Source organism: Campylobacter sp. CFSAN093233, assembly GCF_011068165.1.
Classification (GTDB): Bacteria; Campylobacterota; Campylobacteria; order Campylobacterales; family Campylobacteraceae; genus Campylobacter_D; species Campylobacter_D jejuni.
Map to the genome: position 1 here is coordinate 58252 of NZ_JAAMWY010000009.1, position 24891 is coordinate 83142.

Here is a 24891-nt window from a genome sequence, read left to right on the forward strand (position 1 = left end):
TATACATAATAATTATCAAGGAGGAAAAATTGGAACAAATTTTAACATGGCAACAAATTTATGACCCTTTTTCAAACATTTGGCTAAGTGCTTTAGTGGCATTTTTACCTATACTATGTTTTTTAGTTTGTTTGGTTGTTTTAAAACTTAAAGGCTATCAAGCAGGTTTTTTAACTGTTATACTTGCTACTTTAGTAGCTTTATTTGCCTATAAAATGCCTTGGAATTTAGTGGGTGCAAGTTTTATTCAAGGCTTTACAAATGGTATGTGGCCTATAGCTTGGATTATCATCGCGGCAATCTTTCTTTACAAACTTTCTATCAAGTCAGGTTCTTTTGAAATCATTAAAAAAAGCGTGATGAGCATTACTCCAGATCATAGAATTCAAGTGATTTTAATAGGTTTTTGTTTTGGTTCATTTTTAGAGGGTGCTATAGGTTTTGGTGGCCCTGTGGCTATAACCGCTGCACTTTTAGTAGGACTTGGCTTGCGTCCTTTACAAGCTGCAGGGCTTTGTCTTATCGCAAATACCGCTCCTGTTGCTTTTGGTGCGGTGGGAATTCCTATTATTGCTATGGCAAATCTTGTCGGCATAGAACAGCATTCAGTTTCTGCCATGGTAGGTAGAATGCTAGTTCCTTTAAGCCTTACTATACCTTTTTTCATAGTTTTTTTAATGGATGGATTTAAAGGTATTAAAGAAACTTTTCCAGCTATTTTAGTTGCGGCGCTAAGTTTTACAACTACTCAATTTTTAAGCTCAAATCACCTAGGAGCGGAATTACCTGATATTATTTCAGCTGTGGTTTCTTTAGCAGTTACGACTGTATTTTTGAAATTTTGGAAACCAAAAAATATTTTTAGATTTGACAATGAAAGCAATTTCACTCAAGATAACACCTTAAGTTTTAATCAAATTTTAAAAGCTTGGTCACCTTTTATTTTACTCATTGTTTGTATTATCATTTGGACACAACCTTGGTTTAAAGCCCTCTTTGACAAGGACGGAATTTTAAGCTATACAAGTATTACTTTACAATTTAGCAATATCACAACTGGAATTTTAAGCCCTTCTATCACAGGCATAGGAGAAGCTAAGCCTTTATCTTTGGCCTTGGGTGTAGATTTAATCAATGGAAAAACCGTAGCTCAAGCAGGAACAGCGATTTTACTTGCCGCTTTTCTAACTATAGCTATTTTAAAAATCAAAGCCGAAGATGCTGCAGAATGCTTTTGGGTTACCTTAAAAGAAATGGCTATACCTTGTATCACCATAGGTTTGGTTGTGGCCTTTGCTTTTATCTCTAAAAATAGTGGTATGAGCACTACTTTAGGACTTGCTTTTGCACACACAGGTGATGCTTTTTCTTTCTTTTCACCAATCATTGGCTGGATAGGGGTATTTTTAACAGGCTCTGATACAAGTGCTAATTTACTTTTTGGAACCTTGCAACAAGTAAGCGCTCAAAAACTAGGTATTAGCGAAGCTTTATTTTTAGCAGCTAATTCAGTAGGTGGGGTTGTTGGAAAGATGATCAGTCCACAAAGCATTGCTATAGCTTGTGCAGCGGTTGGACTTGTGGGAAAAGAATCTGATCTTTTCAAATTCACATTAAAATATTCTGTAGCTTTTATTGTTTTAATAGGAATTTGGACTTGCATTATAGCTTTTTTCTTACAAGGAATCATCCCTGAAGTTATAGTGAAATAATTAAAAATTTAAGTTTTATTTCAACAAATATTCATTTTTAGAATATTTGTTGGAAATTTTACTTTGCTTTTATTTTTACAGGATTAGAATATTTATCCTAAATTATCCCAAAAGGAGAGATGATGAAAAAGGTGTATTTTTACGCCACATGCTTAGGAACTGCTGCTATGCAACAAAGCGTTTTAAATGCAATAAAACTTTTAAGGCGTGAAGGTATTGAAGTGATTTTTAAAAAAAATCAAACCTGTTGTGCTCAACCTTCTTTTAACTCAGGTTATTTCGATGAAAGTCGTGAGATTGCTTTATATAATGTAGATTTATTTGATAAAGATTATCCCATCGTTGTGCCAAGTGGTTCTTGTGCGGGTATGATGAGTCATGACTATAAAGAACTTTTTAAAAACAGACCTGAATTTTCTAAAGTCAAAGATTTTAGCTCTAGGGTTATAGAACTTTCACAATACCTTGATGAAGTTTTAAAAGTAGATTATGAAGATAAAGGTGCACCTATAAAAGTAACTTGGCATTCTAATTGCCATGCTTTAAGAGTGCAAAAAAGCATACAAGCAAGCAAGAATCTTATCAAAAAACTAAAAAATGTAGAATTAGTAGAACTTCAATACGAAGAAGAATGTTGTGGTTTTGGCGGAACTTTTTCAGTAAAAGAGCCTGAAATTTCAAATGCTATGGTAAGAAGTAAAATTAAAGATATACAAAATAGCGGTGCAAAATATCTCATCAGTGGCGATGGAGGTTGTCTTTTAAATATAGATGGTACAATGAAAAGAATGGGTTTAGATATAAAAGGCATACATTTATATGACTTTTTACTTAAACGCTTAGAAGGAGAAAGACTATGAGTCAAAAAATTCCTCACGAACAAATCGTTCAAATTAAACTCAATGACAAACAAATGCAAGAAAATTTAATGACTGCCATGCATACTTTACAAAAAAATAGACTCAATGTTATTGATGCTAGATTTAAAGACTGGCAGGGTTTAAGATCTAAAGCTAAACAAGCTAAAAACAATGCCTTAATGAGTTTAGAAGAAAGGCTTTTAGAATTTGAAAAAAATGCTACAAAAAATGGCATTAAAGTGCATTGGGCAAGTAGTGATGAAGATGCCTGTGAAATCGTCTATGAAATCATGAAAGAAAAAAATATCACCAAGCTTTTAAAAGGTAAATCTATGGCAAGCGAAGAAATAGGCCTAAATCACTACCTAGAAAAAAAAGGGTTAAAAGCTATAGAAACCGATCTTGGAGAGCTTATTTTGCAACTTAACGAAGAGCCTCCTTTACATATAGTTGTACCTGCCATACATAGAAACCGTCATGAAATCGGAGAAATTTTCAAAGAAAAATTAGGAGCAAATTTAGAAAACGATGAACCTGAAAGTTTAAATGCGGTAGCTAGAGAACATTTAAGAAAAGATTTTGAAGGCTTAAAACTTGGACTTAGTGGGGTCAATTTTGCCATGTCAAGAGAAGGGGCTTTTTGGCTTATAGAAAATGAAGGAAACGGTAGAATGTGCACTACAGCACCTGATATTCATATCGCACTTTGCGGCATAGAAAAAGTCATGGAAAGCTTTGAAGATGCGGCTACTATGGTTTCTTTGCTCACTCCTTCAGCCACAGGACAATTTATACCAACTTATAACAATATCATTACAGGCCCTAGAAAAAATGGGGATTTAGATGGCCCTAAAGAAGTACATGTGATTTTATTTGATCACAATCGCTCTAAAATGTTAGCTCATGAGGATTATTATGAGGCTTTGCGTTGTATTCGATGTGGGGCTTGTATGAATTTTTGCCCTGTTTATGATCAAATCGGCGGACATGCCTATCAAACCACTTATCCAGGACCTATAGGAGAAGTAATCAGTCCTAATATTTTTGGTATAGATCATACAGGAGATATTTTGAATTTCTGTTCACTTTGCGGGCGTTGTTCTGAAGTTTGTCCAGTGCAAATTCCTTTGGCTGATCTTATTCGCAAATTAAGATGCGATAAAATAGGACAAGGTAAAAATCCACCTTTAGGAGCAAACAATGTTCATCACAATGCCCTAGAAGCCTTTGCTTTTAAACAATTTAAAAATATCGCAACCAATGGAGATAAATGGCGTTTTTCACTTTCAAAAGCACATTATTTCAACTGGGCAGTGCAAAATTTCGCAAGCGTTTTGCCTGTGATTAAAAAATGGTACGCTTTTAAAGAATTACCTCAAATTAAAATGGATCTTTATAAAGAAGTGCAAAAACTAGAAGGAGTAAGCTATGAGTAAAATCGATGAAATTTCAAGCAAAAGTAAAGCAAGTATTTTAGAACATCTTAAAAAAGCTTACAAAGAAACAGACTTTACGCGTATTGAAAGTATAGATCCTGTAGAACATATCCAAACCACCCAAGATATGCTTGCAGAAATGAAGCAAAAAATGAGCGATAACAAATACATCGTTGAAAATGCGACTAAAGATACCTTAGAAGAAAAAATCAATGAAATTGTCGCAAGATATGGCTTTAAAAGTATGATTTATGGAGCGGATTTAAATTTAAATTTAGAACAAATCAAAGCAGAAAAAAAGATTTGCTTTGATAAAGAAATCGAAAATTTAAGATCTGAAGTTTTTCATAGTGATTTTTCCATCATTCACGCAAGAGCAGGGGTAAGCTCTCACGGAGTTGCACTTATACCTTCAAGTAAAACCCAACCTAGAATGCTAAGCCTTGCACCTAAACTTTGCATAGTATTGCTTAAAAAAGAAAATGTTGTTAAAAGTCTTAGCGAAGCTTTAAATTTAGTAAAAAAAGAAAATGAAATTTTACCTACTAATATCTTATTTATAGCAGGGCCTTCAAGAACAGCAGATATAGAACTTATCACTGTTTTTGGTGTTCATGGGCCACAAATTGCACATATTATTATTTACTGATTCTATACTAGAATCAGTAAGTCTTAATTTTTAATATTAATTATATATATTTTTTATATTATACAAATATAAATAAAATAAATAATTTCTAATTAATAATATTTTAATAAAATATTATGTAATATTTCACTCAAATATATTAAATTAATTTTTAAATACAAAAATTAAAGAAGGTGCTTTTAGATAAACTAATTCCAACTTGGAATGAAAATACAGTATTCATGACACAATGATTGACATTCAACACCAAAAACTTTGTGAACTTGCAAGCAAGGTTGAAAGTGCTGTTTATAAATTTGTAAAACGAGAAGAACTCAAAGAAATTTTAACAGAACTTTTTAACTATATGAAAGAACATTTTAGTAATGAAGAAGATTATATGCAAGAAATTCATTATCCTTATTTAAATGAACACAAAATCATGCATAAAATATCATTCGTGATATGTCTTATCTTATACAAAACATAAAAACCACTAATGATTTAAAAGAGAAGCTTTACACAGTTTCTAAAAAATGGCTTTTAGAACATATACTCTATAAAGATGTGAAAGTTGAACAATACAGAAGATCTTCTTTAACTTCTGAAGATGATGGGGGAAGTAAGCTTTGAAGAAGTCAAAGAAGAAAAAGATGATGAAAATACAGTTTATCTTTATACATGCGAATGCGTAGAACAAATGCATGATGTACCATTTGGAATTCATCAAAAAATTCAACTTAAGGGCGTAAAATTTAAATGTAAAAAATGCAAAGAAGCCATACAGTTTTATAAAAAATATTCAGAAAATTTCTAATTAACTATTTATGCGTTAAAATAATAAATAAAGTATAAGTTAGACAAAGAAGGAAATTTAAGGATAAAAAAATAAAATATTTTATTTTGGATAAATTTGACTATTCCTATCCTATGCTAACCAAAGATACAAAATGCTCATTTTGTGAAAATTTTTTCTCGATAGAATATAGCTCAAACTTAAAAACAATAGAAAAAGAATGTCCATTTTGCAATAATAAAATGGACATTAAGCTTAAAGACTAAGCCTTAGTTTTACTTACAATATTAATAATATTTGAAGCTACTTCATCAGCAAGTTCTAAATGAGAAGTAAAACCTACACAAGAACAATTAATCTCGCCTAAAACATATTTATCATTGCCCTTTTCATCAGTATCTAAAATAAAATCAGCCGTCCAAATCAATGGTAAGTCGTAATTGCCTAATTTTTCCCTTACCTTAGGAAGCTCGCCTAAAAACATATCCACCAAAGTTTTCCAATCTTCTGGCTTATCATAGCGATATTTTGCCCCACTAAAAAGCGTAGCAGAAAAAGCATCAGCATCTTCGGCTGGTTTTTTATGCACTACATTTACAGGGGTGTTATAAAGCATTAAAAGTCTGATTTCACCTTCTTTAATGCGCGGTAAAAAAGTCATATCCACAAGCATACCATTATCACCTATGATATATTGCTCGCAAAAATCCATAAATTCCCCAAGCTCTCTATGTTCTACATGATTATCCTTAGCTTCAGCACATTTGATTTTTGTGTTTAAAGGCAAACTATCTCCACTAACATTACCCTCTACACTCACACGCCAAATTCCCTCTCCTGTAGAGCCACGATTTTGTTTTAAAACCCTTTCACCTTTAGCCAAACTTTTTGGAAAATTTTCTTTAAAAGTCTTAATATCATAGTAAGCATAAGTATCGCTTGGAACAAGATCAGTATCTGCTAATTTTGTAAGTGCATCTTTAGCACCATAACCTATCATAGCATCAGGATGAGGCATGCCTACAAGCTTATCGGCACAAAGTTTTCTTAACATATCAAAATACTCATTTTCTTCTTTAAGATTGCCAGGATTGATGCGAGAAACATAACCATCAAAATTTTCTTTCACATATTTGTAAATTTCATCTTTTTTACCCACTTCAAAAAAAATCACCTCAGCATTCCAACCCTTAGCTTTTAAGGCATTTACCATAGGCATGGTATCTTTTCTATAGCCATCTTCACCTTTATCACTCCCACCTTTAACTTCGAAAAAAACAATATTTTTTTTCATTATTTTACTCCTTATCTAAGATATAAATAATTATTGCATAAAAATATTACAAAAATTAAATAAAAATATTTATATATTTTATCTAGCGTTTATAAAACTGCTATTAGTTTTATAAGCGATTTCGATTAAGCTTTTACTTATCAAGCTTGATGTTTGTCCTTCTAGGCGGTTAAGAAATTTATCAATCTTATCTTCTTCTTTCCAAACAGGATTTGAAACATTAGCAAGTTTTTCAAGCTCCTTTTTAGCATTTTCATAATTACTAAGCTCATCTATAAGACCAAGCTCCTTAGCCTTGGCAGCTAAAAACACTCTTGCATTTGCCCATTGATCTTTTTTATTAAGATCTAATGCTCTTTCCTTGGCAACAAAACCTGTAAAAAGATCATAACTTTGATCAATTAAACCCTGTAAAAAATTTCTTTCATTCTCATTCCAAGCTCTTGCAAAAGTTCCAGCACTTTTAAATTCACCCGCTTGAATAGTTTGTTCTTTAATACCGAGTTTATTAGCCAATCCGCTTAAATCAGCTCCTTGCATAATCACACCGATAGAGCCTATAAAACTTGCTGGATTGGCTAAAATTTTATTAGCTCCAACTCCTGCTAAATAACTTCCGCTTGCCATAGTTCCGCTTGCATAAACAAGCACAGGCTTTTTAATTTTTAAATCCTTTATAGCTAGAGCTAGTTCCATACTAGGAGCAAAAGCTCCACCAGGAGAGTCTATAACAAAAAGCACTCCTTTAATATTGCTATCATTTTTAGCATTGATAATTTTTTCCAAAACCGCAGAGCTGTCAAAAATTTCACCCTTTAAATCAATGCGTTCTAAATTTGCAAGATTGGAGCTTGAATTTGCACTAGGCATTAAAATCCATATAACAATCAACAATAAAACAAAGGTTTTAAAATAAGTATTGATAAATTTTATACCGCATCCTAAAGCCTTAAAAAATGATTTTAAAATTTGCATTCTTTTCCTTTTATAAATAATTTATCTACTTCCTTAGCATTTAAAATAAACTGCAAAGGAGCTTGCTTTTTATCACATTCTCCTAGCTCAAATACGTTAAAATCAGCAATTTTACCTTTTTTAAGCTCTCCTAAATTTAAATTTAAAGCCCTTGCAGGATAAAGTGTTACCATTTGCAAAAGCTTAGAGGCTAACTCTAATAAATCAAAATTCTTATGTATAAGCAAATTCGCGCGCATTTCATCAAGTAAAGACAATGAAATATTTGAGCTAAGTCCATCGGTTCCTAAATGAATATTTAATCCACTTTTTAAAGCCGTTTTTAAATCTAAGCTTTTTTGACTTAAAAGGCGATTTGAAAATGCACAATGTGTAATAGAATGTAAATTTTTATCTAACCATTCATATTCTTTTAGATAAACACAATGCGTAAAAAGAGTCCTTACTCCTTTAAAAAGTTTAACAAAATCCTTTGGTGTATAAAGAGGCTTAGGATGAAGTGTGAAATTTTCAAGCCATTTTTTAAAACTCCCTTTAGACTCTCTAAGCCAGATATTTTCAGCCTTACTTTCTAAAAAATGCGTACTAACTAGTAAATTTTGCTTTTTAGCTAAATCAAGAGCAAAATGAGCCAAACTAGGATGAGTTGAATAAGGAGAATGAATCGAAATTGCCGGGATAAAAAAATCATTTTTAAATTTCAAAGAATTTTCAAATCTTTTTAAAAATTCTTGTTTTTTATCTTCAACTTGATTTTCATTTGTACCCAAAATTTCATTAAAAAATACTATACGCATACCCTTGTGACTAGCCTTTAAGCAAGGATCTAAATCACTCCCAAAACTTGAAATTTCACCTATAGTGCCTATACCGCTTTTTTGCATTTTTTTAATGCTTTGAAGTATTAATTCTTCTTTGGCCTGTGCATTTAACATGGAACGAGAATTTATAACACTTTTAAGCCAAATTAAAAATTCTCCAAAATGTAAAGTTGTTGAATTTGCACTAAATTCTAAGTGTGTGTGAGGATTTATAAAAGCAGGTAAAATAACCGAATTTTTAGGTGTTTTGATGATTTTAGCCTTGGGATATTTTTTTCTTAAATTATCCAATTCACCCAATTCTAAAATTTTATCTTCAAAAACAAAGGCTTGATTTTCTAGTATCGTAAAATCTTCATCGCATAAAAAAAGATATCTTGCAGTAACTATAAACACGATTTTCCTTTCAAAAATTACATTGTAGCAAAAATTTATTTTTAAAATGTTATAATAAAAGGTTAAAAATAAATTTTTAAGGTTAAATCCATGAAAATAATGATTATCCAAGGCCCAAATGTTAATATGCTTGGCGTAAGAGAAGTGGGAATTTATGGTGCTATGAAAATGGAAGAAATTCATGAGCAAATGAAACTTGCAGCATCTCAAAACAATGTAGAACTTGACTTTTTCCAAAGTAATTTTGAAGGTGAAATCGTAGATAAAATTCAAGAATGTCTTGGAACAGTTGATGGAATTATTATCAACGCAGCAGGCTATACTCATACTTCAGTAGCTATTCGCGATGCTATTGCAGCAGTAGCTTTGCCTACAATTGAAGTACATATTAGCAATGTTTATCGCAGAGAAGAATTTCGTCAAAAAAGTCTTATAGCGCCTGTATGTTCTGGAACTATTGTTGGTTTTGGTCCTTTTGGCTATCACTTGGCTTTAATGGGTATAATTCAAATTTGCGAACAAATAAAAAATTTGCGTGCGATGCAACAAGCACAACAAACGAATAAATAATAATGCTAAAAATTCAAGGAGTAAAACACTTTGAAAAAAGTCGTTTTTTTCCTTTTTTTAGTCAAAATATACGATCTTTTAAATATTTAGCTCTTATAGGCTTAGGAAGCAATATAGAGCCCGAAAAAAAAAGATTTGATATGCTTTTTCGAGTAATGATGGATGATAAAAGATTTAAAATTTTATCCACATCTCCTATGTTGATAAATGAAGCCTTTGGTTTTAAAGAGCAAAAAGATTTTACCAATGCTGTTATGTTGATACAAACTAATTTGCATGCACGAGCACTTTTGAAAGTTTTACTTTATTATGAAGTAAAATTTAAACGCAAGAGAACTTTCAAAAACGCTCCTAGAACGCTTGATTTAGATCTTTTATACTTTTCACAAAAAGTCAAGCGTGATAAGTGGTGTGAGGTGCCTCATAAAGGGGCTAAAGAAAGAGTGAGTGTAATTTTGCCTTTAGGCATGATATAAGGAATATAAATGGGACAACTTATACATACTTTTACCGTTGAAGATACAGAACAAATTATACCCAAAGTAAAAGAAGATTACGGAGATAAAGCTTTAATTATAACAAATAAACAAATTCGTCCTAAAACCTTAAATCGCAGTGCGCTTTATGAGGTTATGGTAGCCATAGAAGAAAGCGACTATGAAGAACACTTAAAAAAACAAGGAAAATCTTTACCTGCAAAAAAAAGCTCGCCAAAACCATCCTCTACCTCTCTTGCAGAAGAAAAAATTAGATCTCAAATCCCTCAAGAAGATGAAGATGTAGTCTTGGATTTCTCAAACACTCGCTTAAATACAAATTTAAACACTGTAAAAAACAATGACTTAGCTAAAAAAACCTATCAAGATTTTCCACAAAACAAAATCAACCCTCATCAAAATAAGACTCTAGGCTTTGATGATTTCAAAGAAAAACTAAGTGAAGTTAGCAATGAAATTTCTAAAGTCACAAACACACCTTTAGAAAATTACACCCCTAATCCAAATTATAATAAAAAAATAGAAAATTTTGAAAAGCAATTTGAAAAACAAATCAACAAGCTTAATGATAAAATAGATCTTCTTGCAGATATGATGTGGGACGATAAAGCTGAAGCTAGAAAAAATCTTATGATACCTCCTGAATTTGCAAGTATTTATAAACAAGCCAAAGAAAGTGGAATGCTTGAAAATCATCTAGAAGCGATTATGAAAGCAACTATAGAAAATATGCCAGCTGCTATGAAAACCAACAAAGATGCGGTTCAAAGATATTTTCACTCACTTTTAAGAAATATCTTGCCTTGTCGTGTTGAAAGCGATATAAAAAAACAAAAAATCATGATGCTAGTAGGCCCAACAGGAGTCGGAAAAACAACAACCTTAGCTAAGTTAGCTTTTCGCTATGCTTATGGAGATAAGCGTTATAAAACAGGTATTATTACGCTTGATACTTATAGAATCGGTGCAGTTGAGCAACTTTTTCAGTATGCAAAAATGATGAAACTTCCTATTATTGATAGCATAGAACCAAAGGATTTAGATGAAGCGATAAAAAGCTTAAATAATTGCGAAGTAATTTTAGTTGATACTATAGGAAATTCACAATACGATCAAAGCAAACTTGCTAAAACTAAAGAATTTTTAATGCACTCAAATGCAGAAATTGATGTAAATTTAGTGGTTTCTGCAAACACCAAACATGAAGATTTAATGGAAATTTATAAAAATTTTTCATTCTTAAATATTGATACTTTGATTATTACTAAATTTGATGAAACAAAGGTTTTTGGAAATATCTTCTCTCTTGTTTATGAAACAAATATTCCTCTAAGCTTTTTCTCTATAGGACAAGAAGTGCCAGATGATTTAGAAGTAGCCAATAGTGATTTTCTAGTTCATTGTATTTTAGAAGGGTTTAACAAAGGAAAAAATAATGAATAACCAAGCAAATAAACTTCGCAATCTCATGAGTCAAAATGGAACCAAAAAATCCCAAAACACTCATTTTATAGCTATTACAAGTGGAAAAGGTGGCGTTGGAAAAAGTACGATTAGCGCGAATCTAGCCAATGTTTTAGCAAATAATGGCTATAAAGTTGGGCTTTTTGATGCTGATATTGGCTTGGCAAATTTGGATGTCATTTTAAATGTACGCATACAAAAAAATCTCTTGCATGTTTTACGCGGAGAATGCTCCTTGGAAGACATTTTAATAGAAGTTAAGCCAAATTTATGGCTCATCCCAGGCGAAAGTGGAGATGAGATTTTAAAATATAATGATAAAAATATTTACGAGAGATTTTTAAATCAAGCAAGTATTTTAGATGAACTTGATTTTCTTATTATCGACACAGGCGCGGGTATTGGTGGAAATATTTTAAATTTTTTAGAAATGGCTGATGAAGTTATAGTAGTAACTGTTCCTGATCCTGCAGCAATCACTGATGCGTATGCAACCATAAAAACAACTTCTAAGACAAAAGAAAATTTACTAATGCTCTTTAATGTTGTAAAAAATGAAAATGAAGCTTTAAAAGTTTTTGAAAATATTAAAAAAGTTGCAGATGCAAACATTAAAAATCCTTTAAATTTAGAATTCTTAGGTCATTTAAGCGCTTCTAAAGATGTAAGTGGTAGTATTAAAAAAAGAACTTTATTTAGCGATGAAAACACAGCCTCAAGTGATGAGATTAAAGCCCTAGCTTCCAAGCTTTTATATAGATTGGAACGGAAAGTGCTTGATAATGTTTCAAATCGTAGTTTTTCAAGTTTTTTTAGAAAAATTATTGAAAGATTTTAGCAATAAAGAGAAGAGATTATGAGGCCAGAAAATTACGTAGCATTTTTCACTGTTTGTGGATTTTTTATAGGACTTGCATTTAGCATTATTAGTATAGATGAAGCCTTTGATATACTGATTTTTACTTGTTTTATTACTTTTATGTTTTATGTTTTTGTTCATATTGCTATTATGAATTTTATAGATGTAAAGAAAATTAGTGGCAGAATCTTTAATAAACACGATTATGAAAAAACTAGCAATAATATTATCAACGATTTAGTTATTCGTGAAAAGAAAATGGATATAATTTTAGAAAAGCTCAATGAAGAAAGAGAAGAGCTAAAGAAAAATGAATTCAAAGAAAGACGAAGAAATGCTAAAAGAGCCGCCTAAAGCTTATGCACAAATGCTAAAGAAAGAGCAAGATGAGCTTGTGCTTTCTTACATGCCAGCTCTGCGTGCTATGGCTTTTAGACTAAAAGAACGCTTGCCTTCAAGTATAGATGTTAATGATCTTATTAGCATAGGCGTTGAAGAAATGATAAAGCTTTCACGCCGTTACGATAAAGAACAAAATGATAACTTCTGGGGTTTTGCAAGAAAAAGAGTTAATGGCTCTATGCTTGATTATCTTAGAAGTCTTGATGTAATGAGTCGAAATAATCGTAAAATTATTAAAGATATTGATGCAATCATGGATGAATATTTTTTAGAACATGAATGCGAACCTGATGATGAGTATCTAGCCAAAAAACTTGATTTAGATGTAGAAAAAATCAAAGAAGTAAGAACAGCTCATGCTATTAGCTATACCCTGCCCATTGATGAGCAAATCGAACTTTATAATGAAGACAATACTTTAGAAAAAATTGAAAAAGAAGAACTTTTAGAAAAAATTCACGAAGTGCTAGATGATCTTAAAGAGCGCGATCAGTTAATTATTCAGCTTTATTATTATGAAGAATTAAGCCTAAAAGAAATCAGTGAAATTTTACAAATCAGTGAAAGCAGAATTTCACAAATTCACAAAAAACTTCTTAAAAAACTTAGAGAAAGGCTAGTGTAATGGCTGAGATACTCTCCCAAGAAGAAATTGATGCTCTACTTGAAGTTGTCGATGATAACACCGACACACCCATAGCCTCAAATTCAAAAGATGAAAAAGATGAAAGAAATATCGTTGTATATGATTTTAAGCGTCCCAACAGAGTTTCAAAAGAACAACTTAGGACGATTAAAGGCATACATGATAAATTAGCAAGAAATTTAGCCTCTCAAATTTCATCGATGATGAGAAGTATTGTTGAAACTAAACTTCATTCAGTCGATCAGATGACTTATGGAGAGTTTTTAATGTCTTTGCCAAGCCCAACAAGTTTTAATGTTTTTTCTATCAAACCTTTAGATGGAAACTGTGTTTTAGAAATCAATCCAAGCATAGCTTTTCCTATGATAGACAGGCTTTTAGGTGGTCAAGGCGATAGCTATGAAGCTTCGCGTGAGCTTACGGATATTGAGCTTAATTTACTTGATTCTATTTTGCGTATCATTATGCAAAGACTTAAAGAAAGCTGGGCTACCGTAACTGAAATTTATCCTAGTATAGAAGCTAAAGAATCAAGTCCAAATGTTGTGCAAATCGTATCTCAAAATGAGATTGTTATCATGGTAGTAATGGAAATCATCATAGGAAATTCAAGCGGAATGGTAAATATCTGCTATCCTGTAGTACATTTAGAAAGTATATTAAGCCGTTTAGCAAACCGTGATATTATGATGGGTGAAACCTCAGCCAAAAAATCACGTAACAAAGAGCTTAAAACTTTAATCGGTCGTGCTGAAGTGGTATATGAGGCAATTTTAGGAAAAACCTTAATTAATGTTCATGAATTTTTAGAACTTAAACAAGGCGATATTTTAAGGCTTGATAGAGAAGCAGACGATAAAGCTATAGTAAGTATCGATAAAAAAGATGTTTTCTTAGCACAAATTGGATTGCATCGTTTTAGAAAATCTATTAAAATTTTAGAACTTATACGCACAGATAAAGATGAAATCAAAGAAATTTTGGAAAAATACGAAGAAGAGCGTAAAGCTAAAGCCAGTGTTTATGATGAGCCTGAAGAGGAGGATGAAGAAATATGATCAATGATTTTTTAAAAATGTTTACAAATGAATGCATCAGCACCATTGAAGGTTTAACAGGAAAAAGTGCTGAATTTAGCGAATATAAAGAATTTGATGTCAATACAAGCGATACTTTAAAAGCACCTTTAGTGTATGCTATATTTAATATAGCAAATGGTGGAAAAATAGGAATTTTAGCTGGTGCTGTTTTAATGAGTGCTATTGGTGAATGGATGATGGGTGAAGAAGAGATCACCAAAAACGATAAACTGGGTCCTGATGAAATGGATGCAGCTAAAGAAGCCATCCAAAATATCATTTCAGCATTTTCTACAACCTTAGGAGCCCAAAAAGACATTCCAAAAATGGATTTTAGCATAGAATCTTGTGAATTTGTGCCTGAAAGCGTAGATTTTAAAGATTTTAAAAAATTATTTTTATATGATGTAAAAATAGGCGATTTAGAAGAACAAGTTTCTTTAGCCATGGATCAAACACTCCATAACATCCTAAGCGGGAAACCTGCTGAAACAGGAAATACAAGCACTGATTCTAATCACAATACTGAAGAAAAAGCGATAATGCTTAGCGAAGAGCTTAAAAATATCAATCTTATCATGGATGTGCGTTTGCCTGTTCGTGTGCGTATAGGCAATAAAAAAATGCTTTTAAAAGATGTTTTAACTATGGATATAGGTTCAGTTGTGGAGCTTAATCAACTTGCAAACGATCCGCTTGAAATTTTAATTGGGGATAAAAGAATTGCTTATGGCGAGGTAGTAATTGTCGATGGTAACTTCGGCGTTCAAATTACAGAAATTGGTTCTAAAAAAGAAAGATTAGAACAACTAAGATAAAAAGTTTTAGCCTACAAATTAAGAATAATAAATATAAACGAATTAAAACTAAAACAAACTAAAAGGGCTGAAATCAAAATGTAAAGATTTTGGAGTATTTAACTTAAAAGGTTTTAGCTCTTTTTTAGGAGCAACAATTAAAGCATAACCACCTTTATTATATCTATCCCAAATACTAAAAAATTGACTTTTAGAACTTATATATTCTCCATGACTTGGATCAAGCACTTGTAAATAATTACCTTTATGATTGATAATTATAACAAAATGTGGAAAGCGTGGATCATCTTCAATTTTTACAAGCATTGGAATATTTACAAGTTTATCCAAGTTTTCTCTATTGATTTGATATGAATTGCTTTCATAGCCTAGTTTTTTAACTGCATCGCTTAAATCTGCAAAGCTTACCATATCCGTATAAAGTTCCTGTCCACTCATAATCTTTAAAAGTTCAAGTTCATCAAACTTTTTATCATCAAGTATATTGAGTAAAGTTGCCAAAGATGAAGCCCCACAAGATTGCTCGTAAGTTTGCCTTATTACTCTTTCGTTTTTAATTTCTTGATAGGATTTAACTACCCATTCCGCTTTTGCACTCAAAGTAAGAATGGGTAAAAATAATAAAATTTTTAGAATTTTTTCCATAAGCTTATCCCAAATATGCTATCAGGAGAAGCAGAGCTTCCTCCAAAACTAGCATTAACAGAAACTGCGGTATCTGAATTAATGCTATAAGTAGAACCTAAACTTAAAGTTGGAATAGAACGCACTTCAGAATTTTGATAACCATTAATTTTTTGCTCGGTTTGAAATCTTTGCTCTGCTCCTAAATCTAAAGTAATTTTAGGACTTAGAATAATAGATAAATCCCCACCCACATAAATACTATTTCCATACTCTATTTTAAGGGTTTTAAATTTTCTTGATTGGTTATAACCAAAGCCGGTATAAATGCTATATACAACAGGATCGCTATATCCCCTTAGACTAGCTTGTAAGCTTTGTGATTTTAGGTAAAAGTTTTTGGTTTGATTGACTGCTTTTTCTCTTTGAACGACTGCAGCTTGAAAGGTAATTTGTGGAATTAAATCTGCAATGCTATCGCCTGTATAAATAAAACCTAGTCATAAACTATCAAAACCTATTCTGTTTTTACTAGAATACTCATTTGTAAAAAAGTTTGTATATTCTTGTCTTGCATAACTTCCGCCCCCTGAAATAAGTATGTCAAACTTAGGTGTTATGGTATAAATGAAAGTTTGAGTTAAAAACACTTGCTTTGTATCATTCCAAATTGTAGGATCTCCGCCTATTGTTATATTAGGATAAAGAGAATACGAGTTTGCATTTCCTGTGCTAAGTAAAGAAAAGCTTGTAATACTTCTTAAACCTATTTGCTTTTTAAACAAACTGTCTATATTTAGTTCATCACTAGCAAAAACACAACTGACTAAAACCATAAATGTTAAATAAATCTTTTTCATTGTTACCTTTCTAAATATTTTAAAAAATTTTTTTAAAGCAATGAATGTTCCAAATAAAAAAATTTGATTTTAATATATAATTTATGATATTATTCAAATAAAGAGTAAAATAGTTAAGAAAAGGAGAATTATATGTTAAAAAAATTAGTAAATTGTTTAATTTTGGGTTCTTTATTTACAAGTTCTGCTTTTGCTGGGGATTTTTTAGCTAAGGTTAGTAATGGTGCTTTAAGTGATAATTCTCAAGGAGTTAAGGCTCTTAATTTAGATGAGATGAAACAAGTTAAGGGTGGATATCAAGTTCTTACAAGCAAACTTGGAAATTCTGAATATATAGCATTAGCTATTCCAGATAATACAACAACATATAAACAGTTGGTAGCCATTTATACCGTAACTGGCGATAACACTTTTTCAAATACATTTTTAGGTTATACAGTAAAAAGAAATATCGCAATATCAAGCTCGGGAAAACCTTATGTTCTTTTTAACTATGGTGTTGCACTACTTGATAGACAAACGGGGTTGCATAGAGTTAATTCGAGTGAGATTTTAAATAATAATCAGGTTATTAAAGAATTAACTATGAAATATAAAACTCAATTTGAAAGTAATCTTGGTGGCTGGACTGCTAGAGCTAGAAGATAAAAAACTTATGAAAAAATCATTTTTGCCGATTTATCTTATAAATAAAACTTTACTTACAGGAAGGTAAAAATGATTAATGGTATAAATTCTTATTCAAGCTACAATTACACAAATACTTTTAGTAATAATACTTCAAATATAAAATCATCTAATGTTGCAAATGATAACTCAAGCCTTGTAAGCGATAAATCTAGGGCAGTAAGTAAAATGCTAGGATATGGCGTAGATAAAGATGGCTTTTTTACAAGCGATTTTAACGAAGCTGCAGGCTTACCAAAAGATTATAAGATTTATGCTAAAGATATAGAAAATTTTGTTAATATTCAAACAAAAAGTCTATTATCAAGTTATATTAATATTGATATAGCAAAAAGTATAGGAAATGCTTATAAAGTATTTTCACAACTTTTAAATGATGAGTTAAACAATAAAATCAATTTTACAAAAGAAGACTTAGTAAAAATACCACAAGGTTTCGAATTTAATCAAAATACTTTGGAGATAAATAAAAAATATAATTTAAATGATAAAGAGTATAAAGATTTTATGTCTAATTATCAAAATTACTCTCCGACTTCCCATAATATAAAAATAATGACTTTTTTCTCACTTGATGATAAAAGTGATATTTTTAAATATTCTTTAATAGATCCTACTCCTTATAGTAATAATGATAAAACTATAACAAAAAGTGGTATTTTTATGACTTTCTTTACTGGATTTCAAGCAAAAAACTATTTTATCGAAGGACAAACAAGTATTTTAGGCAAAATGCAAGGATTTGATAAAACTATGAGTCAAAGTGAAATTGATAATTTAAACAAATTCATAAGTGAAAATAGTATGAATTTTAAAGGAGATATTTTTAAGCTTTTTGATTTATTAAATTCAGATATGAGCATTGATGATTTTAAACAAAAAATACTAGAACAAAAAGAAAATTTAAACAATCCTACAAAAAATACAAATAACAAAGAAACTTCAGAAGAAGACAAAAAAAAGCCATTTAAACCTATACAAGCGCAAAGTTCAAGCGAAACCTATAAAGATGATAATAAAATGAATGAGCTTTTAAAAAAGCTACTGGAAAATAAATTTGGCACAAGCGATGAGTTAGAACTTCTTTTTGGTATGAAATTTAGTGATGATAACACAGGAGAATTTAACAAAATTATTTCTCAAAATACTGCACAAAAAAGTATAGATATTAAAGCTTAAGGATTTAAAAGTCTTTAAATTCCTAATCTTAATAAAATAAACCTATTAAAACTTATATAATAAAGAACTTATTATAAATTTTTAGCTAGAATGGAATTTATTTTAACTAAAGGTTGAAAAATGAATGAAAAAATAAGCCAAGATTTAGAAAAATTTGCTAACATACCAAACCTAAAAAATGCCGTAACTTTTTTTGGTTCAGCAAGGCTTAAAGAAGATAATTTTTATTATCAGCAGGCTAAAATTTTGGCACAAAAATGTGTTCAAAATGGTTTTTGTGTGATAAGTGGTGGAGGTGGTGGTATTATGCGTGCAGCCAACGAAGGTGCTTTTTCACAAAAAAATAATACAAATTCAATGAGTTCTGTAGGGTTTAATATATTTTTACCTCACGAGCAAAAACTTAATGATTTTGTAGAATATAATATTACTTTTGAGAGCTTAGCCATACGCAAAATGGCTCTTATTGAAAAGAGTCTAGCTTTTGTGATCTTCCCAGGCGGCTTTGGAACACTTGATGAATTGTGTGAAATTCTTACATTAAAACAATTAGAATTTAAAAAAGATGTTCCTATTATTTTGTTTGGGAGTGAATTTTGGCGAGGTTTTGATGAGTTCGTCAGAAATTCTTTACTCAAACTTGAAGTGATTTCTAAAGGAGATGAGTTAAAGTATAAAATCACTGACGACTTGGATTTTATAATTAATACTTTAAAGGAAATTTAATGAAAATTCTAGTCGCTATGAGCGGTGGAGTTGATAGTACAGTCACTGCTTACAAACTTAAAAATTTAGGTCATGAAGTTATAGGTTGTTATATGAAACTTCATGGCAAACCAAATTATCACGAAGAAAATATCAAAAAAGTAGAAAAAGTTGCAAACTTTTTGCAAATTCCTTATCATATTTTAGACTTACAAGAAGATTTTAAAAACAAAGTTTACATGCCTTTTGTGGATACTTATAAAGAGGGTAAAACACCAAATCCTTGCGCTTTATGTAACCGTTTTATCAAACTTGGAAAACTTTTAGAATTTGCTAAAAGTTTAGGTTGTGAAAAACTTGCCACAGGGCATTATGCAAGACTTGAAAACAACTTAATAAAAACCGCAGTAGATGAAAGCAAGGATCAAAGCTATTTTTTGGCCAGTGCAGATAAAGAAGCTTTAAAATATCTTATTTTTCCGCTAGGCGAAATAAAAAAAGAAGATGTGAAAAAATTTGCTTCCACTATAGAGGTTTTAAAATCTTTTGCCACCCAAAAGGAAAGTTCTGAAATTTGCTTTGTTGAAGATACTTATGTGCAAGTTTTAGATCAGTTTATGGATACAAAAATTCCTGGAGAAGTATTAGATAGTAGCGGAAAAGTAGTAGGCAAACATGAGGGCTATATGCACTATACCATAGGCAAAAGAAGAGGTTTTGAAGTGCGTGGAGCACATGAGCCACATTTTGTTTTAAAAATCAATCCTAAGCAAAATCAAATCATCGTAGGAACAAAAGAAGAGCTTAAAATCAGTGAATTTAACCTAAAAAATATCAATCTTTTTATAGACGCTAAAGAGCTTGATTGCGAAGTAAAAATCCGCTATCGTTCAAAATCCACACCTTGCAAGGTAGAAATTTATGAAGATAAAAGTGCAAAAATCATCCTAAAAGATCCTGTTTATGGGCTTGCTAGCGGACAAATGGCAGTCTTTTATGATCATGATAAAGTCATAGCAAGTGGTTTTATAGAATAATTTCTAGGAATTAATTCCTAGAAATTATTAATAAAATCCTAAAATTTTCCACTAAACAAGCCCAACAGCTATCATCACTACTATATCAACTATGGAAATCACAAAACCTGTACTCCACCATTTTTTAAGAGTTACACAGCCTGTTCCAAAAATAACAGGAGCTGTTCCTATTGCATAGTGAGTTAATGCCATCATAACATTACCTGAAGCTATCATAATAAAAGCATAAAAAAGTGGTGGTGCTCCTAAGGCAAGCTGCACTATAAAAAACAAAAAACATTGCTGATATATGAGCTGTAATGGAAGCAAAGAAATAGTGTGTATATAAAAAAAGCAAGGCTTAAAAATATCATAATAGAAATTTCCCCAAGTCCCATAGCAGAAGCAAATTCACCTTAAGCTTCAGCTAAAAACTGTGTAACGCCAAGTTTGCCAAGTAAAGTTGCCATCATTACAAGAGCTGAAAACCATACTAAAGTATTCCAAGCAGCTTTTTCAGCCAAAACTTCCCCAAAAGTTAAAACTCCACTAATCAACACCAAAGACAACCCAAGCAAAGCCACACTAGTCGCATCAAGAGAAATTCCAAAAAAACAAGCCCAAAGCTCCAGCCCATAAAAGTAAAAGCGAGACAAAAACACTGAGAATGATTTTTTCACTATTTTTCATTTTTACAAGTTCTTTTAATTTATCTTTAGCAAAAGTAGAAGCATTAGGCGTGGATTTAATTTCTAGCGGAGAGAGAAAATAAAGCACCAAAGGATTTGGAGCTGTAGCTGTAATAAACATAGCTGATGAAATAGGATTGGCTCTTGATAATTTACCAAAGAAAGATAAGTGCCTATTTTATTTTGTGTTCCATCTTCAGGAGTGGATTTAAAACTTCTTGCAATAACTTGAACTATAGGATTTATGATAGCCCCTGCTCTTGCAGTATTTGAAGGAGTAACTGGAGCTAAAATAGTTTCACAAAAAGCTATAGAATAAGCAATACCTAAGGTTTTTTTACCAAGAATACTGATAAAATGATAAGCCAAATGCTCTCCAAGTCCTGTTTTAATAACTCCACGAGCCACAATAATAGAATAACTATAAGCTAAATAAGAGAATTTGAAAAACCACTTAAAGCGTCTTTTATACCCGTTTTAGATTTTAAATTTGATATAGCAGTATTTACCTTTTCATCTTATACTCTTTTGATATAAAAAATCAAGTACTGAAGTATTTAAAGGAAATTTTAGTCTCATCAATAAGTTGTTGCGTAGAAGTTTTCGAAGTAGCTTTGGTGTAAATTTTACTTAGATTTTCAATTGGGTAGTGGTAATGCCACTAAGAGCTACTATGGCAATAGCTATCATACAAACAGGCCCCAAAGGCATTACTTGTAAAATCACTGCCATAATCACAGCAATAAAAAGCCCAAGAAAATGCCAAGAATTATCTTCCAAACCTACAAGGAGTAGGTATAGGCCAAAACACAGCTGCAATAAAATACGCAGCACCAACAAGGGAATTTTCTTTCTATCCATTGTTTATCTTTTGATATTGGTAATGAAATTCTAGTTAACTAATATTTTAATAAATCTTAAAATTATAATTTTTAAATAAATTTTTAATTTATAAAAAAGCTAGCCTGATTGAAAAATAAATAGGGAATTTTAAAATGAATAAAACCCTTCCCCAGATAACTGCGGCACACACTAAAATCAAGTGCTCTGCTGTGTTCCCACCCTGAAGCGGTGCTTAAAAATAGCATTGCACAGGTCTAAGAAAAGGCTCTAAAATTATATCACAATATACTTAAAAAGCCTTGAGAATTATAAAACTAAAAAAATAATATATAAATAATAAATTGGTTAAAATTTTATACATTTTTTAAAATTTATTTATAAAAACTATTATTTTATTCTCTAAAAATACGATATAAAAATAATTTATATCGCAAGGAAAAAATATGAAAGTTAAATGGAGTAGAGATTTTAGCATTAAAAATATGCAATTAGACAAACAACACGAACTAATTTTTGAAATTACCAATCTTGCAAATGATTTAGCTCTAAACATTCAAGATAATAATACACAACACAAAAATGATTTAAAACAAATTCTTGTAAAGCTATTTCAATACATCAAAATTCATTTTAAAGATGAAGAAAAATTTATGGAAAGCATTGATTTTCCTTTAATTGAAGAACATAAAAAATCTCATCAAATATTAGTAGAAAAAACTAAAGAGCTTTTAGAACACTCAAATGATATTGTAAAAATGTCTCAAGAACTTTCCATATTAACCAAAGATTGGATTTTAGATCATTTTGCTAATGAAGATTTATGGATAGCTAATTTTACAAAAAAAACCCTACACCTTCAAGAAATCCATTATACCTTAGAACAATACATAAAACTAAAATCAATCAAACAAGACCTAAGAGCTGAAAAAACTCATGATTATATTTGCAATTGTTCTTTGCGTATCCATGCAGTTCCACAGACTATACATCAAGAGCTTGTTAGCAAAGAAAATACCTTAAAGTGCGAAAAATGTGGGCAAATTTTAGTTCATTTGGATTATTTTGATTTGAATCAAAATTTCGAAAAATTCAATGCTATTTTTGAAGATGCACTACAAAATCACCATTTCACGACTCAAAAAAATGATATGGGGGGGGATAGATGAATTTTCAAGTAAAAACCTTAGAAACTTTCAATCCTTTTGAAAGTTTAAATCATGAACAAGCAAACACAGAACAAATTCTTGATTTTAGAGTTATAGATTTTAAACTTCTGTGTTCTAGTGTAAAACCAGCAAAAACAAAAACTTATGAAAGAAAGGATTTTGACTTATTTTATGCAGATGATTTTTTTGTAAAAAACTACAATACCATAGTGCAAAAATTTCTTATAGAAATTTACCCAAAAACCCAAAGTTTTCCTTTTACAGTCAAACTTAGATCCAACTCCAACCTAACCCATCTAAAAGCCAGTATCAACCTTACAGAAAATTTTAAATATTATCCTAATTTAAAATTTGATATTTTGCAAAATATCTACAAAATAATGATCAAACAAAAATTTTTAATCTTAAGACTTGATAAAAATTTATTTGACAAGATTGATGATTTTATCTTATCAATACAAAAAAGTCCATCTATTAAAGAAATAGAGCTTGAAATTGCCAAAGGTGTAGATAAGATTGAACATAAAAGTGATGAAATTATTTATCATAGAGATGTTAACGAAGAATGTTTTGACGAAAATATTAACTATGATGAAGGGAACTACTGCAAACCTATTGAAAAAAATGAGCTACTTTTTGAATACATTTATAGAATTCTTGGAAAAGAAGGTAGAAATTTAAGAGGAGAAATCCTTCATTTAAATCCAATAGCCTTTCTTAATAATCCTTTTATCATAAAAGATGAAAGCATTTATGTAGAAGAACTAGAAGATAGAATTAAATATTTTAGCGCCAATTATGGATTTTTAAATAAAGACCACTCAGGATATAGCGTTATAAACAATTTAAAATTATCGCAAGTAGGGCTTAAAACAACCGGTTCAATCAAAACAAATACCAATGAAAATATAAACTTAGAAATCACTAATTTTGATATAAGCGATGATGCTATTAAATCAGGTATTGTAAATGTTCAAGCTTCAGATATAAAAGTAAATGGGAGCATTGGAGCGACAAAACTTTATGGAAAAAATATCAGCATAAAAGGCTTAACTCATGCAAAAAGCGAAATTTTTGCACAAGATGTTTTTGTTGCAATACACAAAGGAACTTTGCAGGCTGACACTGTATATATAAAAAATTTAGAAAATGGGACAATTATAGCTAAAAATGTATTTGTTGAAAACTGCATGGGTGGAAAAATAGAAGCAGAAAATATTTATATTTGCAATTTACTAACAGATAATACTTTATATCCAAGAAAAAATCTAATCATAGCAAACAATATAAAATTTAAAAACAATATCGTAGTTTCGCCACTAGTTTCTATTGAAAACAACTCAGATACAGAATGTGAAAATCTTAAAAACCTAAGCCTTAAAATAAAAAGTAAGCTTGATGACACCATAAGCAAAATGCAAAATTATTATGATTATCTAATCAAAAATCAAATCAAAATCATCAAACTTCAAAAGACTAAAAATCCTAGTGCTATAGAAATGAAATTTTCAAATCTTTATCACGATATCATAAAAAAATACAATCATCTTAGCATCTTGTATAAAAAACTTATAAAATTAAAATATCAAATTGATGCGAAATTAAATTTCTTAAATGAAATGGTTTACAATGTAAAAATATACATAAAAGCCAAAAATATCGGAAAGGATAATTTTTTAAAATTTTATCCTAAAACAAACACCAACCTTGAATTAAAACATCATATAAATTTAAAAGACTATGAAAAGGTTTTATATCTTGAAAAAGGGCAGCAAGTAAGTTATATTAAATCAAGCCATAATTATAGCGAAAGTGATATAGAAGAAATTAAAATTATTTTTGAAAAATTAGAAAAAGATAATTCCTAAA

The 24891-nt window shown here is 30.5% G+C and carries 27 protein-coding genes, 1 other RNA gene and 2 pseudogenes; 19 read left to right on the plus strand and 11 right to left on the minus strand.

From position 1 onward, the window contains the following. The first annotated feature begins 29 nt into the window (after positions 1-29). From FBF15_RS08685 to FBF15_RS09800, 5 genes and pseudogenes are all read left to right on the plus strand, one after another. Positions 30-1712, plus strand: a complete 1683-nt coding sequence (locus tag FBF15_RS08685) for an L-lactate permease (protein ID WP_002859762.1) — start codon at positions 30-32, stop codon at positions 1710-1712. A 119-nt stretch (positions 1713-1831) separates the two neighbouring features. Then, the gene (locus FBF15_RS08690; RefSeq protein ID WP_002859761.1) at positions 1832-2572 is read left to right on the plus strand and encodes a (Fe-S)-binding protein; all 741 of its coding nucleotides are present in this window, start codon (positions 1832-1834) and stop codon (positions 2570-2572) included. Beyond that, positions 2569-4008, plus strand: a complete 1440-nt coding sequence (locus tag FBF15_RS08695; RefSeq protein ID WP_038816688.1) for a LutB/LldF family L-lactate oxidation iron-sulfur protein — start codon at positions 2569-2571, stop codon at positions 4006-4008. Before FBF15_RS08690 ends, FBF15_RS08695 begins: the two co-directional genes overlap by 4 nt. Further along, positions 4001-4657, plus strand: a complete 657-nt coding sequence (locus FBF15_RS08700; protein WP_002901160.1) for a lactate utilization protein C — start codon at positions 4001-4003, stop codon at positions 4655-4657. Before FBF15_RS08695 ends, FBF15_RS08700 begins: the two co-directional genes overlap by 8 nt. 173 nt (positions 4658-4830) lie before the next feature. Beyond that, positions 4831-5453: pseudogene (locus FBF15_RS09800) on the plus strand (bacteriohemerythrin). 241 nt (positions 5454-5694) lie between these two features. Here FBF15_RS09800 and FBF15_RS08710 read toward each other — a convergent pair. From FBF15_RS08710 to FBF15_RS08720, 3 genes are all read right to left on the minus strand, one after another. Continuing rightward, the gene (locus FBF15_RS08710; protein ID WP_038816801.1) at positions 5695-6726 is read right to left on the minus strand and encodes a Cj0069 family protein; all 1032 of its coding nucleotides are present in this window, start codon (positions 6724-6726) and stop codon (positions 5695-5697) included. Between the two features lie 78 nt (positions 6727-6804). Beyond that, on the minus strand, positions 6805-7701 hold the full coding sequence (gene sppA, locus FBF15_RS08715; protein WP_002859758.1) for a signal peptide peptidase SppA: 897 nt from the start codon (positions 7699-7701) through the stop codon (positions 6805-6807). After that, positions 7689-8918: a metal-dependent hydrolase gene (locus FBF15_RS08720; protein WP_002867896.1), complete on the minus strand. Its 1230-nt coding sequence runs from the start codon at positions 8916-8918 to the stop codon at positions 7689-7691. Before FBF15_RS08720 ends, sppA begins: the two co-directional genes overlap by 13 nt. A gap of 90 nt (positions 8919-9008) precedes the next feature. Between FBF15_RS08720 and aroQ the strand changes: the two genes are divergently transcribed. From aroQ to fliY, 8 genes are read left to right on the plus strand one after another with little or no spacing between them, the layout of a single operon-like run. Beyond that, positions 9009-9488: a type II 3-dehydroquinate dehydratase gene (gene aroQ, locus FBF15_RS08725; protein WP_002852001.1), complete on the plus strand. Its 480-nt coding sequence runs from the start codon at positions 9009-9011 to the stop codon at positions 9486-9488. A 2-nt stretch (positions 9489-9490) separates the two neighbouring features. Then, a complete protein-coding gene (gene folK / locus FBF15_RS08730) occupies positions 9491-9964 on the plus strand; it encodes a 2-amino-4-hydroxy-6-hydroxymethyldihydropteridine diphosphokinase (RefSeq protein ID WP_002851803.1) in 474 nt (157 codons plus the stop codon). A gap of 9 nt (positions 9965-9973) precedes the next feature. Then, positions 9974-11428, plus strand: a complete 1455-nt coding sequence (flhF, locus tag FBF15_RS08735; protein ID WP_002851941.1) for a flagellar biosynthesis protein FlhF — start codon at positions 9974-9976, stop codon at positions 11426-11428. Next, positions 11421-12287 carry a flagella biosynthesis ATPase FlhG gene (flhG, locus tag FBF15_RS08740; RefSeq protein ID WP_002851985.1) on the plus strand — a complete coding sequence of 289 codons (867 nt, stop codon included), beginning with the start codon at positions 11421-11423 and terminating at the stop codon, positions 12285-12287. The genes flhF and flhG overlap by 8 nt, the downstream gene beginning before the upstream one ends. Positions 12288-12305: 18 nt before the next feature. Further along, positions 12306-12662, plus strand: coding sequence for a membrane protein (locus FBF15_RS08745; protein ID WP_002851727.1), 357 nt, complete (start codon positions 12306-12308; stop codon positions 12660-12662). Next, positions 12643-13335 carry an RNA polymerase sigma factor FliA gene (locus FBF15_RS08750; protein ID WP_002851943.1) on the plus strand — a complete coding sequence of 231 codons (693 nt, stop codon included), beginning with the start codon at positions 12643-12645 and terminating at the stop codon, positions 13333-13335. Before FBF15_RS08745 ends, FBF15_RS08750 begins: the two co-directional genes overlap by 20 nt. Further along, positions 13335-14414, plus strand: a complete 1080-nt coding sequence (gene fliM, locus FBF15_RS08755) for a flagellar motor switch protein FliM (RefSeq protein WP_002851710.1) — start codon at positions 13335-13337, stop codon at positions 14412-14414. The genes FBF15_RS08750 and fliM overlap by 1 nt, the downstream gene beginning before the upstream one ends. Continuing rightward, positions 14411-15253, plus strand: coding sequence for a flagellar motor switch protein FliY (gene fliY, locus FBF15_RS08760; RefSeq protein ID WP_002858804.1), 843 nt, complete (start codon positions 14411-14413; stop codon positions 15251-15253). Before fliM ends, fliY begins: the two co-directional genes overlap by 4 nt. A 48-nt stretch (positions 15254-15301) precedes the next feature. On the opposite strand, the gene FBF15_RS08765 is transcribed toward fliY, so the two are convergent. Together FBF15_RS08765 and FBF15_RS08770 are read right to left on the minus strand one after the other, a co-directional pair. Then, entirely contained in the window at positions 15302-15898 is a 597-nt protein-coding gene (locus FBF15_RS08765; RefSeq protein ID WP_002867895.1) for a C39 family peptidase, read from the minus strand. Beyond that, positions 15883-16737 (minus strand): annotated as a pseudogene (locus FBF15_RS08770) (hypothetical protein). The gene FBF15_RS08765 and the pseudogene FBF15_RS08770 overlap by 16 nt, the downstream one beginning before the upstream one ends. Before the next feature lie 132 nt (positions 16738-16869). Between FBF15_RS08770 and FBF15_RS08775 the strand changes: the two are divergent. From FBF15_RS08775 to mnmA, 4 genes are all read left to right on the plus strand, one after another. Beyond that, entirely contained in the window at positions 16870-17385 is a 516-nt protein-coding gene (locus FBF15_RS08775; protein ID WP_002870295.1) for a hypothetical protein, read from the plus strand. A 69-nt stretch (positions 17386-17454) separates the two neighbouring features. Further along, positions 17455-18603 (plus strand): hypothetical protein, encoded by a 1149-nt coding sequence (locus FBF15_RS08780; RefSeq protein ID WP_002859749.1) that lies wholly within the window; start codon positions 17455-17457, stop codon positions 18601-18603. Positions 18604-18723: 120 nt separating this feature from the next. Further along, on the plus strand, positions 18724-19329 hold the full coding sequence (locus FBF15_RS08785) for a TIGR00730 family Rossman fold protein (RefSeq protein ID WP_002851677.1): 606 nt from the start codon (positions 18724-18726) through the stop codon (positions 19327-19329). Further along, a complete protein-coding gene (gene mnmA, locus FBF15_RS08790) occupies positions 19329-20345 on the plus strand; it encodes a tRNA 2-thiouridine(34) synthase MnmA (RefSeq protein ID WP_038816839.1) in 1017 nt (338 codons plus the stop codon). The genes FBF15_RS08785 and mnmA overlap by 1 nt, the downstream gene beginning before the upstream one ends. A 51-nt stretch (positions 20346-20396) precedes the next feature. Here mnmA and FBF15_RS09935 read toward each other — a convergent pair whose 3' ends face one another. The 6 genes from FBF15_RS09935 to ffs form a co-directional block, all read right to left on the minus strand. Next, complete coding sequence (locus FBF15_RS09935) at positions 20397-20618, minus strand: anion permease (protein ID WP_002887116.1); 222 nt, start codon at positions 20616-20618, stop codon at positions 20397-20399. Between the two features lie 122 nt (positions 20619-20740). Beyond that, a complete protein-coding gene (locus FBF15_RS09990) occupies positions 20741-21004 on the minus strand; it encodes an anion permease (protein ID WP_002867888.1) in 264 nt (87 codons plus the stop codon). Next, on the minus strand, positions 20919-21134 hold the full coding sequence (locus FBF15_RS08805; protein WP_002867887.1) for an anion permease: 216 nt from the start codon (positions 21132-21134) through the stop codon (positions 20919-20921). Before FBF15_RS08805 ends, FBF15_RS09990 begins: the two co-directional genes overlap by 86 nt. Beyond that, on the minus strand, positions 21077-21421 hold the full coding sequence (locus FBF15_RS08810; RefSeq protein WP_002851927.1) for an anion permease: 345 nt from the start codon (positions 21419-21421) through the stop codon (positions 21077-21079). Before FBF15_RS08810 ends, FBF15_RS08805 begins: the two co-directional genes overlap by 58 nt. A 222-nt stretch (positions 21422-21643) precedes the next feature. Continuing rightward, positions 21644-21793, minus strand: a complete 150-nt coding sequence (locus FBF15_RS09995; RefSeq protein ID WP_002857729.1) for a hypothetical protein — start codon at positions 21791-21793, stop codon at positions 21644-21646. A 226-nt stretch (positions 21794-22019) separates the two neighbouring features. Then, positions 22020-22117: signal recognition particle sRNA small type (gene ffs / locus FBF15_RS08820), an RNA gene on the minus strand. A gap of 182 nt (positions 22118-22299) precedes the next feature. On the opposite strand from ffs, the gene FBF15_RS08825 reads away from it, so the two are divergent. After that, on the plus strand, positions 22300-23022 hold the full coding sequence (locus tag FBF15_RS08825; RefSeq protein WP_002867885.1) for a bacteriohemerythrin: 723 nt from the start codon (positions 22300-22302) through the stop codon (positions 23020-23022). Continuing rightward, the gene (locus tag FBF15_RS08830; RefSeq protein WP_165434635.1) at positions 23019-24890 is read left to right on the plus strand and encodes a flagellar assembly protein A; all 1872 of its coding nucleotides are present in this window, start codon (positions 23019-23021) and stop codon (positions 24888-24890) included. Before FBF15_RS08825 ends, FBF15_RS08830 begins: the two co-directional genes overlap by 4 nt. Position 24891: the final 1 nt, after the last annotated feature.